The organism is Wenjunlia vitaminophila DSM 41686, from assembly GCF_000380165.1.
In the GTDB taxonomy this organism is placed as follows: Bacteria; Actinomycetota; Actinomycetes; order Streptomycetales; family Streptomycetaceae; genus Wenjunlia; species Wenjunlia vitaminophila.
Map to the genome: position 1 here is coordinate 37,168 of NZ_KB904662.1, position 14,015 is coordinate 51,182.

A 14,015-nucleotide genomic window follows, 5' to 3' on the forward strand; every position below is an offset into this window, starting at 1 on the left:
GTCCGGTCCAGGGTAGTCGGTGTCGGATACTGACACCTATGGCATACGACGATCTTCGGGGGTTCCTGCGGGCGCTGGAGCGGGACGGCGACCTGAAACGTGTGAAGGCCGAGGTCGATCCCCACCTGGAGGTGGGGGAGATCGTGGACCGGGTGAACAAGGCCGGCGGCCCCGCCCTGCTCTTCGAGAACGTCCGGGGATCGGACATGCCGCTGGCGATGAACGTGTACGGCACGGACCGCCGACTGCTCAAGGCCCTGGGACTGGCCTCCTACACCGCACTGGGCGACAAGATCGCCGGACTGGTCAGACCGGAGCTCCCCCAGGGCTTCACCGGGATCAGGGAGGCGTTCGGCAAGCTGGCCGGGGTGTCCCACGTGCCGCCGAAGAAGGTCAAGGACGCCCCCGTCCAGGAGGTGGTGGTCACCGGGGACCAGGTGGACCTGGACCGACTGCCCGCGCTGTTCACCTGGCCGAAGGACGGCGGGTCCTTCTTCAACCTCGGCCTCACCCACACCAAGGACCCGGACACCGGGGTGCGCAACCTCGGCCTGTACCGGCTCCAGCGGCACGACTCCCGCACCATCGGGATGCACTGGCAGATCCACAAGGACTCCAGGAACCACTACCAGGTGGCCGCCCGGCGCGGTGAGCGACTGCCCGTGGCCATCGCCTTCGGGTGCCCGCCGGCCGTCACCTACGCCGCCACCGCCCCGCTGCCCAGCGACATCGACGAGTACCTGTTCGCCGGGTTCGTGCAGGGCAAGCGGGTGGAGATGGTGGACTGCCGGACCGTTCCGCTCCAGGTGCCGGCCAACGCCGAGGTGGTGCTCGAGGGCTGGCTCGAACCGGGACGGATGCTCCCCGAGGGGCCGTTCGGCGACCACACCGGCTTCTACACCCCGCAGGAGCCCTTCCCCGCGCTGCGCATCGACTGCGTGACCAGCAGGCGCCGTCCGCTGTTCCAGTCCATCGTGGTCGGCCGGCCGCCGACCGAGGACGGGCCGCTGGGCAAGGCCACCGAACGGTTCTTCCTCCCGCTGCTGAAGGTCGTCGTGCCGGACGTGGTGGACTACGACCTGCCCGAGGCCGGCGCCTTCCACAACTGCGCCATCGTCTCCATCGACAAGCGCTACCCCAAGCACGCCCAGAAGGTGATGCACGCCATCTGGGGGGCGCACATGATGTCGCTGACCAAGCTCATCATCGTCGTGGACGCCGACTGCGACGTCCACGACTACCAGGAGGTCGCCTGGCGGGCCTTCGGCAACGTGGACTACGCCCGCGACCTGCTGCTCACCGAGGGGCCGGTGGACCACCTCGACCACGCCTCCTACCAGCAGTTCTGGGGCGGCAAGGCGGGCATCGACGCCACCGCCAAGCTGCCCGAGGAGGGCTACACCCGGGACGGCGGTTGGCCGGAGATGATCGTCTCCGATCCGGCCACCGCCGAGCTGGTCGCCAGACGCTGGCACGAGTACGGCCTTTGAGTCAGGAGGCAGTGTGAGCACCAAGTCAGTGACCGAGGGGCTGGTGGGCCCGGAGCCACGCCCCGGTCGGCTGCGCGCGTTCCTGCGGGTGGTGAAGATCGAGCACTCGATCTTCGCCCTCCCGTTCGCCTACATCGGCTGCCTCACGGCCATGCTGCTCGACGACGAGTCGGTGCACTGGGCGGAACTGGGCCTGGTGACCGTCGCCATGGTGGGGCTGCGCACCTTCGCCATGGCGGCCAACCGGATCATCGACCGGGAGATCGACGCGCGCAACCCCAGGACCGCCGGCCGCGAACTGGCCACCGGCGCGCTGTCCGCGCGCAGCGCCTGGGTCGGGGCGCTGGTCGCCATGGTGGTCTTCCTCGGTGCCGCAGCGCTGCTCAACCCGCTGTGCCTGGCGCTCTCGCCCCTGGCCGTGCTGCCCATGGTGGTCTACCCGTACGGCAAGCGGTTCACCGACTACCCCCACGCCATCCTCGGCCTGGCCCAGTCGATCGGCCCGATCGGTGCCTGGTTCGCGGTCACCGGCGCCTGGTCCTGGGACCCGGTCCTGCTGGGCATGGCGGTGGGCATCTGGATCGGCGGCTTCGACCTGATCTACGCCTGCCAGGACGTGGCCGCCGACCGCACCCAGGGGGTGCGCAGCGTCCCCGCCCGGTTCGGGGTGGCGGGCGCGCTGGTCGGCGCGCGGGTCTGCCACGCGGTCACGGCGGTGCTGTTGGTGTGGTTCGGCGTCGCCACGGACGCGGGCGTCGCGTGGTGGGTGGGCGTCGTGGTGGTCGTGGTGGGGCTGGTCTACGAGCACACGCTGGTCAGGCCGGACGACCTGTCCCGGGTCAACCAGGCCTTCTTCACCGTGAACAGCGTGATCGGCGTGGCGCTCTTCGCGTTCGCCCTGCTCGACCTGGTCCTGCGCGGCCTGCGCGGCTGAGGCGGGGGCGTCCCCCGCGCTGGCCCTTATGGGTTAGGGACCGTGCGTGTCCCGCACGGCCTGGTGCCCGGTGACGGCGGCCGTTGGCATCGTGGCGGTGAGGTGAGTGCATGATCTCCGTTCTCGAAGTCACCTGGTGGTGGGGGACGTGCGTGGGCGTCTGGCTCGTCACGTTGTCGTCGGTGACACCGGCCGAGCTCGCGGTGGCCACCGTGTGCGGTCTGCCCTGCGCGGTGGCCGCACGAGTGGTGCGCAAGGCGGTCCGGGGGCGTTGGCGTCCGCGCCTCCGCTGGTGTTCCTGGGCGGTGGCGCTCCCCGCCTCGGTGGTGGTGGACACCGTGCGGGTGTTCCAGCAGGCGGCCCGCCGCTCCTGGCACCGACGCCGGCCGGAGGCCGAGGGCACGTGGAGGCGGACGCCACTGCCGGAGGACGTCGAGGGGGCCACCGCGGCTGCCCGTCGGGCCCTGGCCACGCTGGCGATCTCCGCCACACCCGGGACCTACGTGGTGGACGGTGACCGCTCCGGGCCGCACCTGCTGGTCCACTCCCTGACCGCGTCGCCCAGCCGGACGGAGCGGGTGATCGCCCGGTGAACGCCTGGCTGTGGTGCGCCAACGTGTTGTTGGCGGGTGGCCTCGGCCCGGCCGCCTGGCTGGGGATGCGCGGCGATCCGGTCCGCCGGCTGGTGGGGTTGGAACTCGGCGGGGTGGTGGCGACCCTGTTGCTCCTGGTGTTCCCCCAGGCACTCGGCCAACCGTCGTACCTCATCGTGCCGCTGGTCATGGCCCTGCTCACCTTCGTCGGCACGCTGGTCTTCACCCGGCTCCTCGCACCGCGACCGGCCGGAACATGACGGCCGAGGACGTCCGGCACGTGGTGGCGGTCGGCCTGGCCGCGGCCGGCACCGGGGTCGTGGTCCTCTCGGCCCTGGCCGCGCTGACCATGCGCGAGGTCTACGGAAGGCTCCACTTCCTCACACCGGTCACGTCGCTGGGCGCGCCGCTGATCGGCGTGGCGCTGGCGGTCGAGAACGGATGGGGGTTGACGGCCGCGCTGGACCTGCTCACCGCCGGGCTGCTGACGGTGACCGGGCCGGCGCTCGCAGCGGCCACGGGCAGGGTGGCGGCGCACCACGACGGCCTGCGGTGAGGGGTCCAGGTGACCCCCCTGATCGTCATGTCCCTCGCCCTCGTCGCGGTGTTGGGTACCGCGGTGGTCCTGACGAACGAGCCCGAGCGGCAGGCGGTCACGCTCTCGCTGTTCGGGCTCTCCCTCACCGTTCTGTTCGTCGTCCTCCAGGGGCCCGACGTCGCGTTGTCCCAGCTCGGGGTGGGGGCGGCGGTGGTGCCGTTGATGGTGATGCTGGCCATCCGCCGGATGCGGCGTGACCAGGAGCGGGAGGCGGACGGCCGCGGGGAGGCCGGGGAATGAGCAGCCGCGGCCGGCTCGCCCTGTTCCTGCTGGGTGCCGCGGGTGTGGCGGTGCTGTTCGCGACGGCCTTCCTCGGCATGCCCGCCTTCGGGAGCGAGGACCACCCCTACCGGGACCTCGCCGTTCCCGCCGCGGTGCGGCACGCCACCGCCAACGTCGTGTCCTCGGTCAACTTCGACCAGCGGGGCATCGACACCTTCGGGGAGGAGACCATCGTCCTCGGGTCGGTGATCGGTGTGGCGGCACTCCTGCGCCCCGCCCAGCGGGAGAGCGAGCAGCGCCCGCCGCCGGACCGGCACAGGCTGGAATCGACGACCCTGCTCGGGTACGTGCTGCTGCCCGTGACGCTGGTCGTCGGCCTCGACGTCGTGGCACACGGGCACGTCTCACCCGGCGGGGGCTTCCAGGGAGGCGTCATCCTGGCGACCGGGTTCCACCTGCTCTACCTGGCGGGGAGCTACCAAGCCCTGGCCCGGCTGCGGCCCGTGGAGATCTTCGACCGTGGTGAGGCGCTCGGTGCCGGCCTGTTCGGCGTGCTCGGCGCGGCCGGCCTCGCGGCGACCGGAGCCTTCCTCGCCAACGTCATCCCCACCGGATCGTTCGGCCAACTGTTCTCGGGCGGAACGGTCCCCGTTCTCAACGTGCTGGTGGGGCTGGAGGTGAGCTGCGGCGCCGTGGTCCTGCTCACCCACTTCTTCACCGAGGCCATCACCCTCTCGGTGGGCGGCCGGCGGGAGCGGGGAGGCGGCACGTGAACCTGTACGCCTACGGGGTCGCCGGCTGGCTGCTGCTGGTCGGAGCGTTCGGCGTCGTCCGCAGCGCCAACCTGGTGCACGCCGTCGTGTCGTTGTCCGTGGCCCAGTCGGGCACCTACGTGCTGCTGCTGTGCGTCGGCTACCAGAGGGCCGCCGGCGCGCCGGTCTTCGGCTCGACGCTCCGGCCCAGCACACGGGTGACCGATCCGGTGGTGCAGGCGATGACCCTCACGGACATCGTCGTCTCCGCGACCGTCACCGCGCTGCTGTTGGCCACCGCCGTCCAGGTGCACAAGCAGCAGGGCACCGTGGACCCCAACCGGCTGTCCGCGCTGAAGGGCTGACGGTGACGTCGGGAACCGCCGCGCACCTGATGCCCCTCGCCATCGCCGTCCCGGTGCTGGTGGCCTGTCTCATGGTCGCCGCGGGAAGCAGGTTGCCGCACCACGTGCTCGACCTCCTGGGCGTCGCCACGTCGCTCACGGTGTGTGCCCTGGCGGCGGTCGTGCTGACGCGGTCCGCCGACGGCCGCGTCGTCACCTGGAACGGCGACTGGCGGCCGAAGCGGGGGGTCAGCGTCGGCATCCCCCTCGTCGCCGACAGCCTCAGCGCCGGAACGGCCCTGCTGATCGCCGGACTGATGAGCTGCGCGCTGCTGTACAGCTGGCGCTACTACTCCCCGGTGCGCGGCTACTACCACGCGCTGATGCTCCTGTTCCTCGCCGGCATGGAGGGGTTCGTGCTCTCCGGCGACCTGTTCGACATGTTCGTCTTCTTCGAGCTCATGGGCATCGCCGCGTACGCGCTCACCGGCCTCAAGATCGAGGACCCCACGGCGGTCCAGGGCGGCCTCAACTTCGGCATCGTCAACTCCCTCGGCGCCTACTTCTCCCTGGCGGGCATCGGCGTCCTGTACGCCAGGCACGGGCAGCTCGGCCTCGCACCGCTCGGCCAGCGGCTCACCGAACACCGGGCCGACGCGCTGACCGTCGTGGCGCTGGTGGTCATCGTCACCTGCTTCCTGGTGAAGGCGGCCGTCGTGCCCTTCCACTTCTGGCTGCCGGACGCGCACGCGGTGGCGCCCGCGCCGGTGTGCGTGCTGTTCTCCGGAGTGATGGTCGAACTCGGCCTCTACGGTGCGTTCCGGGTCTTCTGGACGGTCTTCGGGAGCGCGGTGCCGCACGACGACATCCGCGGCGCCTTCCTCCCGGCCGGGGTGCTCACCGCGGTGGTGGGCGCCCTGATGTGCTTCGCGCAGAGCCACCTCAAGCGCATGCTGGCCTACTCCACCATCGCCCACGTCGGCCTGTTCACGACCGGGCTCGCCACGCTCACCCCCGAGGGCACCGCGGGCGTGGCGTTGTACGCGGCAGCGCACGCGGGGGTCAAGTCCGCCCTGTTCCTGCTGGTCGGCGTCATCCTGGCCAGACACGGACACGTGGACGAGCTGAAGCTGCACGGCTGCGGCAGGGACGCCCGGTTCGTGTCCTGGCTGTACTTCGCCGCGGGCGCCGCCCTGGCCGGGCTCCCCCCGTTCGGCACGGCCCTGGGCAAGTCGGTGACCGAGGAGGCGCTGACCAGGGCGGGACACCCGTGGGGGCCCGCGGTGTTCGTGGCCGTCTCAGCCCTGACCGGCGGGGCCGTCCTGCGGGCGGGCTTCCGCATCTACCTGGGGGCGGGCCCGGCACCCGACGCCGGCGGCCCGGTCGCGATCGCTGCGCAGACCACCGGAATCGAGGAGCACCGGGAGACCGAGCAACTGAGCCGCACACCGCGCACCATGTACGCGGCGGTCCTCCTGCTGCTGGCGGGCGGTCTGGCCGTCGGCGTGCTCCCCGGCGCCGGCCGAGCCTTCGACCACGCCGCGGAGGGCTTCACCGACCCCCGGGGCTACGCCGCGGCGGTCCTGTTCGGAACGGCCCCCGCGGTGGGCTCCCCGCACCACGAGTCGACGTGGACCGCGCAGGGCGTGGTCCTCGGGTGCGTGTCCACCGCGGCTGCGGTCCTCCTCGCCGCCGCGGCCGTCCGGGCGCCGCGGGCACCGGACGCACGCCGGGCCCGGCTCCGCCCTTTCCTGCGCTCCCTGGCCGCCGTGCGGGCACTGCACTCCGGACACGTCGGTGACTACGCCGCCTGGCTCCTGTTCGGCATGACCGCGCTGGCCGCGCTGGTCGGGGTCCTCCCAGTTGACGGCTAACTGCGGCGGAAGACGAACGGAGCAGCCACCCCGCCCAGCAGGCCGAACAGGTGCCCCTGCCAGGAGATCCCGCTGTCCGTGGGGAGCACGCCCCACAGGATCGAGCCGTAGAGGACGGCCACGCCCACGCCCACCACGACGTCCAGCACCTTGCGGTCCACGAAGCCGCGCACCAGCAGGTAGCCGAAGAGACCGAAGATCAGGCCGCTGGCCCCGGCCGTGTTGGTGTTGGCGGGGGCGACCAGCCACACCCCGACACCGCTGGCCACGATGATGAACGTGGCCACCGCGAAGAACCGGCTCAGCCCCCGCGCGGCGGCGAGGAACCCCAGCACCAGCAGCGGCACCGAGTTGGCCGCCACGTGGTCGTAGCCGAAGTGCATGAACGACGCCGGGATCACGTCGGCCAGCTCACCCACCTGGCGCGGGACTATGCCGTACTGGTCGAGCCGGTGGTCCCGGGCCGTGTCCACCGCCTCGAGCAACCACAGCAGCCCCACCCAGAAGCTCATCAGCAGCGCGGCGGCGCGCACGTCGGCCAACCCGCCGCGCAGCGAGCGGCGGGCCGGGGCGGGACGACGACCGGTGAAGGACGACGGGTCGTACGACGGCTGGTGGGCCACTGCATTCCCCCTTGACGGCGTGGGTGACGGCCTCAACGGTGCTGACGGAGCCCCCCCGGGTGGTGAGGGACGTCACGGGCGGGATCTTCGGTTCGGGTGGACGTCGCGGGTCGGTGTCCTTCCACGGTAGGGAACGACGGGGAGGTCTGTCCTTGTTCCGGTCGGGAAGTCCCGCGCCGCGCCGGATAGGCTCGACCGTGTGGAGCGGGACAACAGGAGCACCGGGGGGGACGGCGGGCGCCGGCCCTGGGTCGTCGGGGTCTCGGGAGCCTCGGGGACGCCCTACGCCGCCGCCGTGGTCCGCGCCCTGCTGCACGCGGGGGAGGCGGTGGACCTGGTGGTGAGCCGGGCGGCCAGGCTCACCATCCTCGACGAGACCGGGGCCCCGTTCCGGGACGCGCACTGGCGCGCCGACCTGGCCCGGTGGCTGGGCACCGACGCCTCGGGGGCGCCGACGCCCGAGCCTGACCTGGACTCCGTCCGCCACTGGTCCCCCGGGGACCTGGCGGCGGGCCCGTCCAGCGGCTCCTACCCGGCCCGCGGGATGCTCGTCGTCCCGGCGAGCACCGCGGCCGTCGCCGGGATCGCCCTGGGGCTGTCCAAGGACCTGTTGCAGCGCACGGCGAGCGTGACCCTCAAGGAACGCCGGCCGCTGGTGGTGGTGGTGCGGGAGACGCCGCTCGCCGGCCAGACGCTGCGCCACCTGGTCACCCTGGACGAGGCCGGCGCGGTGGTGCTGCCCGCCGCACCGGCGTTCTACGCCGGTGCCCGGGGTATTCAGGACCTCGTGGACTTCGTCGCCGGCAGGACGCTGGACGCGGTCGGGGTGCCACACAAGCTGTACCGCAGGTGGGAGGGGGACATCGGGGGCGGTCGCGCGTAGCGGAGCCCGGAGGTGAGACCCGCGCAACGGCGAGGAACGGAAGGCTTGGCAGACACATGGACGCGGTGGACAGGCAGCTCATCCAGGCGCTGCGGGAGAACGGCAGGGCGTCCTACGCCGAACTGGGACGGCTGGTGGGGCTCTCCGGTCCCAGTGTCACCGACCGGATCAACCGTCTGGAACAGGCCGGGGTGATCACCGGCTACCGGGCCACGGTCGCCCCGGCCGCGCTCGGGCTCGGTGTCACCGCCCTGGTGGGGGTGCAGCTCACCACCGCCGCCGACCACGAGGAGGTGGCCAGGAGGCTCCGGGACCTGGCGGAGATCGAGGACTGCTGGTTCATCGCCGGCGACGACTCGTTCATGCTCAAGGTGCGGGTCGGCGACGTGGACGGTCTCGAGCGGACCATCCACCGGCTGTCCGGCACCAAGGGCGTCTCCCGCACCCGGACCACCGTGGTGCTCTCCACCAAGTGGGAGAGCCGGGTCGGGGAGGTCCCGCAGGTCTGAGCCGGCCCGTCGCGCGGGGGCGCCGCCCCGGTGGCGTAGGCTCGCCTGAGCCGGTCGCGGACCGGACCCGCCGGCTCGGCCGGGCCCCGGACGGACGGGGTACGCGGGCGCGGCGCGGGTTCCGGGCGCGACGCTGAACTGGTGGGCACAGGGAGGCCAGATGGACGCCGGGCTCAAGCGGGAGCTGGAGGAGAAGGTCAACGCGGGGGAGCGGTTGTCCCGCGAGGACGGCATCGCGCTGTACGAGTCCGACGACCTGGCCTGGCTGGGCGGGCTCGCCCACCAGGTGCGCACCCGCAAGAACGGTGACGCGGTCTACTTCAACGTCAACCGCCACCTGAACATGACCAACGTGTGCAGCGCCTCGTGCGCCTACTGCTCGTTCCAGCGCAAGCCGGGCGAGAAGGACGCGTACACCATGCGGATCGAGGAAGCGGTCCGGCTGGCCAAGACCATGGAGAGCGAGCACCTCACCGAGCTGCACATCGTCAACGGGCTCCACCCGACCCTGCCCTGGCGGTACTACCCCCGTTCCCTGCGGGCGCTGAAGGAGGCGCTGCCGCAGGTGTCGCTGAAGGCGTTCACCGCCACCGAGATCCAGTGGTTCGAGAAGATCTCCGGGCTGCCGGCGTCGGAGATCCTCGACGAGCTGATCGACGCCGGCCTCGAGTCGTTGACCGGCGGCGGCGCGGAGATCTTCGACTGGGAGGTCCGCCAGCACATCGTGGACCACGCCTGCCACTGGGAGGACTGGTCGCGCATCCACAGGCTGGCGCACTCCAAGGGGCTGAAGACGCCGAGCACCATGCTCTACGGGCACATCGAGGAGCCGCGGCACCGGGTGGACCACGTGCTCAGGCTGCGTGAGCTCCAGGACGAGACCGGCGGCTTCCAGGTCTTCATCCCGCTCCGCTACCAGCACGACTTCCACGACTCCAGGGACGGCAAGGTCCGCAACCGGCTCCAGGAGCGCACCACCATGGCCACCGGGGTGGAGGCGCTGAAGACGTTCGCGGTCTCCCGGCTGCTGTTCGACAACGTCCCCCACGTGAAGGTCTTCTGGGTGATGCACGGCCTGTCCACCGCGCAGCTCGCCCTCAACCACGGTGCCGACGACATGGACGGGTCGGTCGTGGAGTACAAGATCACGCACGACGCGGACAACTTCGGCACCCCGGCCAAGCTGACCCGGGAGGACCTCCTCGAGCTGATCCGGGACGCCGGTTTCCGACCGCTGGAGCGCAACACCCGCTACGAGGTGATCCGCGAGTTCCCGGGTCCTGACCCGGACCGCCGCGAGTCCCCGCAGCCCATGCGGGTGTGATCCCGGCCGCCGGTGTCCGTCCCGTGGACCGTGGAGGGGCCACGCGGACGGGGCAGGTACCGTCGGTTCCATGGGACTGACGTTCGAGATGGATCCGGAGCTCACCCCGGAGCTGCGGGACCAGGTCGTCTCCGTCTGGACCGACGTGTCGAACGCGGACGGCGCGGTGGGCTTCGTGCCGCCGGTTGCCGAGGACGACGTGCGGCCCACGGCGGAGAAGCACTTCGCGGCCATGGCCGCCGGCCGCACACGGCTGCTCGCCGCCTGGGACGGGGACAAGCTGGTGGGCACCGCCTTCTTCTCCTTCAACGACCACCCACTGATGACCCACTGGTGCTGGCTCTACACGGTGATGCTCCACCCGTCCCGGCAGGGAGAGGGCGAGGGGAGCAGGCTGCTGCGGGAGGCGGAGCGCCAGGGCCGGCGGATGGGCCTGGAGTCGTTCCGCCTCACCTGCCGGGGCGGCACCGGCCTGGAGCGGTTCTACGCCTCCGTCGGGTACCGCGAGGTCGGCCGGGTGCCCGCCGCGATCCGGGTGGCGCCCGGCGACGACAGGGACGACGTCATGATGTGGCTCGACCTGCGCTGAGGGCCACGGACCGGCCGTGCTTCACTGGAAGGCGGCCGGGTTCGCCGAGAACGAGAGAAGTAGCCGCCGTGAGCACCGTGACACCCACCAAACACGCCGCGCTCCGCTACACCGGAATGCGTCTGGGGATCTTCGTCCTGTGTTTCCTCGTCGTCTGGCTGCTCGCCTACGTCGAGGTCATCGAGGTCAACGGGGCCGAGGGGACGGTACTGCTGATCGGCGTCGCCGCCCTGCTCTCCGCGCCGATCAGCTACGTGGTGCTGAGCCGGCAGCGCGACGCGATGTCGGAGGAGATCGTGGACAAGGTCACCCAGACCAAGCGGCGGCTGGCCGAGGACCGCACCCGGGAGGACGCGGCGCAGGACGCCGACCGGCTCCGGCCCCAGAAGAGCTGACCCGCCGGCCACCGACCCACCGCGAGCAGCGGAACGACCGCGTCGCACGCCGCCCACCAGTGGTCGGAGGTGGCCGACCTGTGTCGGACAGCGACACTCAGGTCCCTGAGCCTCGGCTCGGAGGGCGTCAGCACCCCCACCTGACGGCTGTGGGCCCACCGTCATCCCTGCTGGAACGGGGATGCGAACTCCTCGCTCGGGGACGACGCCACCTGGGGCGACCCGGACGACGAATCCCGGTGGTGCGCCGCGCCCGTGCTCGGGCGGGCCCGCCCCGGAAGACCATCTCAAAGTATTGCTTTGATGAACCCAAAGCCTCAGTGGTAATCTCCACGGCATGACGACAGTACTGACCCACCGAGCCACGGCGGACGCACCGCTCGTGGCGCGGCTCGAGGTCGACTTCTGTCGCCGGGTGTCGGCTGCCTGTCGCGGCTGAGTCCGCGCCCCGCCCCGGCGTTGTCGTCACGGCCCGACTGATCGGGCCCCACCCCCCTCGACATCCACCTCGGTGATCCACGGCGTGTCGGCCACGGGACCGTCTCAGGGACGGCCGTGACCGGAGGCCGTGCCGAGCCCCTCCCGACCCACCGTCACCGGCGCCCACCCGGCGCGCCCACCGCGCCCGGCGCGGGTGACGTGCGTCGGAGCGGCGCAGTGGCTGTCGTGGGTCGGGCGCGACCGCGGGGCGGCGGCACCTCCCGTTCCCCGTCCCCCCCGTACCACGCACCCGGAGTGTGCCCGTGTCGTCCTCCACCACCGTCAAGCCCCCCAGTCCCCTCGCCGGCCTGCGCCGGACCCCGTTCTGGGCGCAGATCATCGGCGGCCTCGTGCTCGGTGTCGTCCTCGGCCTCGTCGCCCGCGAGTACCACGTGGACTGGCTCACCGAGACCCTGACCAGAACCGGCGACATCTTCGTGCAGTTGCTCAAGCTCGCCGTCGCCCCGCTGGTCTTCACCGCGATCCTGGTCAGCATCGCCAACCTCCGCAACGTGACCAACGCCGCCCGGCTGGCCGGCCGCACCCTGCTGTGGTTCCTCGCCACCTCGCTGATCGCGGTGACCATCGGCATCGTCATCGGCGTGCTCACCGACCCCGGCTCCGGCACCGGGCTGCGCCCGTCCGACGGCGAGCGGGTGGACGGCGTCTCCGCGTCCTGGGTGGACTTCCTCACCGGGATCGTCCCCACCGACGTGATCACCCCGTTCACCGAACTCAACGTGCTCCAGATCGTCTTCCTCGCCGTGGTGATCGGTGTCGCCGTGCTGAAGGTCGGCGACCGCGCCGAACCGGTCCTCACCCTCAGCCGCACCGTCCTGGAACTGGTCCAGAAGGCCCTGTGGTGGGTCATCCGGCTGGCGCCCCTCGGCACCCTCGGCCTGATCGGCAAGTCGGTGGCCACCTACGGCTGGGACCTGCTCGAGCCCATGGCGACGTTCACCGTCGACGTCTACGTCGGGTGCGCGCTGGTGCTGTTCGGCGTCTACCCGCTGCTGCTGTGGCTGGTGGCGAAGGTCAACCCGCTGCACTTCTTCCAGGGCGCCTGGCCCGCCATCCAGCTCGCGTTCGTCTCCCGTTCCTCCGTGGGCACCATGCCGGTCACCCAGCGGTCGGTGGAGCGCCTCGGCGTGCAGCGGGAGTACGCGGCCTTCGCGGTCCCGTTCGGCGCGACCACCAAGATGGACGGTTGCGCCGCGATCTACCCGGCGCTGGCCGCGATCTTCGTCGCCCAGGTCTTCGGAGTGAGCCTCGGCATCGGCGACTACCTGTTGATCGCCTTCGTCTCCGTGGTCGGCTCGGCCGCCACCGCGGGGCTGACCGGCGCCATCGTGATGCTGACCCTGACCCTGTCCACGCTGGGCCTGCCGCTGGAGGGCGTGGGCCTGCTGCTGGCCATCGACCCGGTGCTTGACATGGTGCGCACCGCCACGAACGTCGCGGGTCAGGCGGCCGTACCGGTGCTGGTGGCCTCCCGCGAGGGCATCCTGGACCGCGAGGCCTTCGCGGGGGTCAGTAGCTCCCCGGTGGAGGAGGCACCGGTCCGCGAGCCGGTCGCCGTCTGACGTCAGGCGGCCCCTCGGGCCGCGGAGCCCCGGGCACCGGTGCGGACACCACCGGAGCCCGGGGCTCCGCGCTGTCGGGAACGGGCCGGAGCCGCCCGGCTCGGCACACCCGTCGTTTCCCCGACGCGGTGAGGACCGACCGCCGCCACTAGCTCCGAGTCGCCGGGTCCCTGATCAGCGCCAGGTGGAACGCGGCGGTCCACCGATGAGTCCACCGTCCTCGAACGGTCTACCCAGCGACACGACCGTTCTCGACAGGGGTGCCATGTCCACCATCCAACCAGTGATCGTGACCGCCAACCACGACGTCCTGCTCAGCTTCTACACGCAACTGTTCGGCGCTGAGCAGACCTTTCGGGTACCGGAGGAAGGACCGGCCTTCTACCTCGGCCTGCGCATCGGCGACACCGACCTCGGGCTGGTGGCCAAGGAGGACCCGGGGACAGGGGCGGCGTCGCGAATTCTGCTCAGCATCGGTGTGGACGACGTCGACGAGACGCTCGGCCGGGTGGTGGCGCTGGGCGGCTCGGTCCGCAGCGGCCCCAACGACATGCCGTGGGGACAGCGCGTCGCCCACATCTCGGACCCCGACGGCAACCCGGTGAACCTCACCCAGCCGATCCCGGCCCGGTGACGCTGTTCCGGGCGCATGTGCTGGTCGTGGGCTGACGCGGGACAGACCACTGGCGACCCGCCCTCTGTGCGCTCGGCGGCGAGCCACTCCCTCATCCGCTGCCACACCCGCTCGGCTATGGCTGCCCGCTGTTCCCCGCGAGTGACGGGCGGCGCCGTACAGCGCCGCCCGTGAGGAAGTAGGGAGAA

The 14,015-nt window shown here is 71.7% G+C and carries 17 protein-coding genes; 16 read left to right on the forward strand and 1 reads right to left on the reverse strand.

The window, feature by feature from the left end; translation table 11 throughout:
• Positions 1 to 38 precede the first annotated feature (38 nt).
• From A3IG_RS0110940 to A3IG_RS0110980, 9 genes are all read left to right on the forward strand, one after another.
• Entirely contained in the window at positions 39 to 1,490 is a 1,452-nt protein-coding gene (locus tag A3IG_RS0110940; RefSeq protein WP_018383607.1) for a menaquinone biosynthesis decarboxylase, read from the forward strand.
• A 13-nt stretch (positions 1,491 to 1,503) separates the two neighbouring features.
• A complete protein-coding gene (gene mqnP, locus A3IG_RS0110945; protein ID WP_018383608.1) occupies positions 1,504 to 2,424 on the forward strand; it encodes a menaquinone biosynthesis prenyltransferase MqnP in 921 nt (306 codons plus the stop codon).
• A gap of 110 nt (positions 2,425 to 2,534) precedes the next feature.
• Positions 2,535 to 3,017: a Na+/H+ antiporter subunit E gene (locus A3IG_RS29300; protein WP_018383609.1), complete on the forward strand. Its 483-nt coding sequence runs from the start codon at positions 2,535 to 2,537 to the stop codon at positions 3,015 to 3,017.
• Entirely contained in the window at positions 3,014 to 3,277 is a 264-nt protein-coding gene (locus A3IG_RS0110955) for an MrpF/PhaF family protein (RefSeq protein ID WP_018383610.1), read from the forward strand. Before A3IG_RS29300 ends, A3IG_RS0110955 begins: the two co-directional genes overlap by 4 nt.
• A complete protein-coding gene (locus A3IG_RS0110960; protein WP_018383611.1) occupies positions 3,274 to 3,573 on the forward strand; it encodes a monovalent cation/H(+) antiporter subunit G in 300 nt (99 codons plus the stop codon). The genes A3IG_RS0110955 and A3IG_RS0110960 overlap by 4 nt, the downstream gene beginning before the upstream one ends.
• A 9-nt stretch (positions 3,574 to 3,582) precedes the next feature.
• Positions 3,583 to 3,855: a Na(+)/H(+) antiporter subunit B gene (locus tag A3IG_RS0110965; RefSeq protein ID WP_018383612.1), complete on the forward strand. Its 273-nt coding sequence runs from the start codon at positions 3,583 to 3,585 to the stop codon at positions 3,853 to 3,855.
• The gene (locus A3IG_RS0110970; RefSeq protein WP_018383613.1) at positions 3,852 to 4,610 is read left to right on the forward strand and encodes an MnhB domain-containing protein; all 759 of its coding nucleotides are present in this window, start codon (positions 3,852 to 3,854) and stop codon (positions 4,608 to 4,610) included. The genes A3IG_RS0110965 and A3IG_RS0110970 overlap by 4 nt, the downstream gene beginning before the upstream one ends.
• Entirely contained in the window at positions 4,607 to 4,954 is a 348-nt protein-coding gene (locus A3IG_RS0110975; protein WP_018383614.1) for a sodium:proton antiporter, read from the forward strand. The genes A3IG_RS0110970 and A3IG_RS0110975 overlap by 4 nt, the downstream gene beginning before the upstream one ends.
• Positions 4,955 to 4,956: 2 nt before the next feature.
• Positions 4,957 to 6,807, forward strand: a complete 1,851-nt coding sequence (locus tag A3IG_RS0110980) for a complex I subunit 5 family protein (protein WP_018383615.1) — start codon at positions 4,957 to 4,959, stop codon at positions 6,805 to 6,807.
• Here the strand turns inward: A3IG_RS0110980 and A3IG_RS0110985 are convergent.
• Positions 6,804 to 7,319, reverse strand: a complete 516-nt coding sequence (locus A3IG_RS0110985; protein WP_104530727.1) for a rhomboid family intramembrane serine protease — start codon at positions 7,317 to 7,319, stop codon at positions 6,804 to 6,806. The two genes, A3IG_RS0110980 and A3IG_RS0110985, sit on opposite strands and share 4 nt — an antisense overlap.
• 310 nt (positions 7,320 to 7,629) lie before the next feature.
• On the opposite strand from A3IG_RS0110985, the gene A3IG_RS0110990 reads away from it, so the two are divergent.
• From A3IG_RS0110990 to A3IG_RS0111020, 7 genes are all read left to right on the forward strand, one after another.
• On the forward strand, positions 7,630 to 8,313 hold the full coding sequence (locus tag A3IG_RS0110990) for a UbiX family flavin prenyltransferase (RefSeq protein ID WP_018383617.1): 684 nt from the start codon (positions 7,630 to 7,632) through the stop codon (positions 8,311 to 8,313).
• Positions 8,314 to 8,369: 56 nt separating this feature from the next.
• The gene (locus A3IG_RS0110995; RefSeq protein WP_018383618.1) at positions 8,370 to 8,822 is read left to right on the forward strand and encodes an Lrp/AsnC family transcriptional regulator; all 453 of its coding nucleotides are present in this window, start codon (positions 8,370 to 8,372) and stop codon (positions 8,820 to 8,822) included.
• 160 nt (positions 8,823 to 8,982) lie between these two features.
• A complete protein-coding gene (mqnE, locus tag A3IG_RS0111000; protein ID WP_018383619.1) occupies positions 8,983 to 10,146 on the forward strand; it encodes an aminofutalosine synthase MqnE in 1,164 nt (387 codons plus the stop codon).
• 70 nt (positions 10,147 to 10,216) lie between these two features.
• Positions 10,217 to 10,735 (forward strand): GNAT family N-acetyltransferase, encoded by a 519-nt coding sequence (locus A3IG_RS0111005; RefSeq protein ID WP_018383620.1) that lies wholly within the window; start codon positions 10,217 to 10,219, stop codon positions 10,733 to 10,735.
• A 68-nt stretch (positions 10,736 to 10,803) separates the two neighbouring features.
• The gene (locus A3IG_RS0111010) at positions 10,804 to 11,130 is read left to right on the forward strand and encodes a DUF4229 domain-containing protein (RefSeq protein ID WP_018383621.1); all 327 of its coding nucleotides are present in this window, start codon (positions 10,804 to 10,806) and stop codon (positions 11,128 to 11,130) included.
• Positions 11,131 to 11,873: 743 nt separating this feature from the next.
• Positions 11,874 to 13,193: a dicarboxylate/amino acid:cation symporter gene (locus tag A3IG_RS0111015; protein WP_018383622.1), complete on the forward strand. Its 1,320-nt coding sequence runs from the start codon at positions 11,874 to 11,876 to the stop codon at positions 13,191 to 13,193.
• A 265-nt stretch (positions 13,194 to 13,458) separates the two neighbouring features.
• Complete coding sequence (locus A3IG_RS0111020; RefSeq protein ID WP_018383623.1) at positions 13,459 to 13,827, forward strand: VOC family protein; 369 nt, start codon at positions 13,459 to 13,461, stop codon at positions 13,825 to 13,827.
• Positions 13,828 to 14,015: the final 188 nt, after the last annotated feature.

Coding starts and splice junctions, on each gene's coding strand:
- A3IG_RS0110940 (WP_018383607.1), top strand. CDS start 39: ATGGCATACGACGATCTTCGGGGGTTCCTGCGGGCGCTGGAGCGGGAC.
- A3IG_RS29300 (WP_018383609.1), top strand. CDS start 2,535: ATGATCTCCGTTCTCGAAGTCACCTGGTGGTGGGGGACGTGCGTGGGC.
- A3IG_RS0110960 (WP_018383611.1), top strand. CDS start 3,274: ATGACGGCCGAGGACGTCCGGCACGTGGTGGCGGTCGGCCTGGCCGCG.
- A3IG_RS0110970 (WP_018383613.1), top strand. CDS start 3,852: ATGAGCAGCCGCGGCCGGCTCGCCCTGTTCCTGCTGGGTGCCGCGGGT.
- A3IG_RS0110985 (WP_104530727.1), bottom strand. CDS start 7,319: ATGAGCTTCTGGGTGGGGCTGCTGTGGTTGCTCGAGGCGGTGGACACG.
- A3IG_RS0110995 (WP_018383618.1), top strand. CDS start 8,370: ATGGACGCGGTGGACAGGCAGCTCATCCAGGCGCTGCGGGAGAACGGC.
- mqnE (WP_018383619.1), top strand. CDS start 8,983: ATGGACGCCGGGCTCAAGCGGGAGCTGGAGGAGAAGGTCAACGCGGGG.
- A3IG_RS0111005 (WP_018383620.1), top strand. CDS start 10,217: ATGGGACTGACGTTCGAGATGGATCCGGAGCTCACCCCGGAGCTGCGG.
- A3IG_RS0111020 (WP_018383623.1), top strand. CDS start 13,459: ATGTCCACCATCCAACCAGTGATCGTGACCGCCAACCACGACGTCCTG.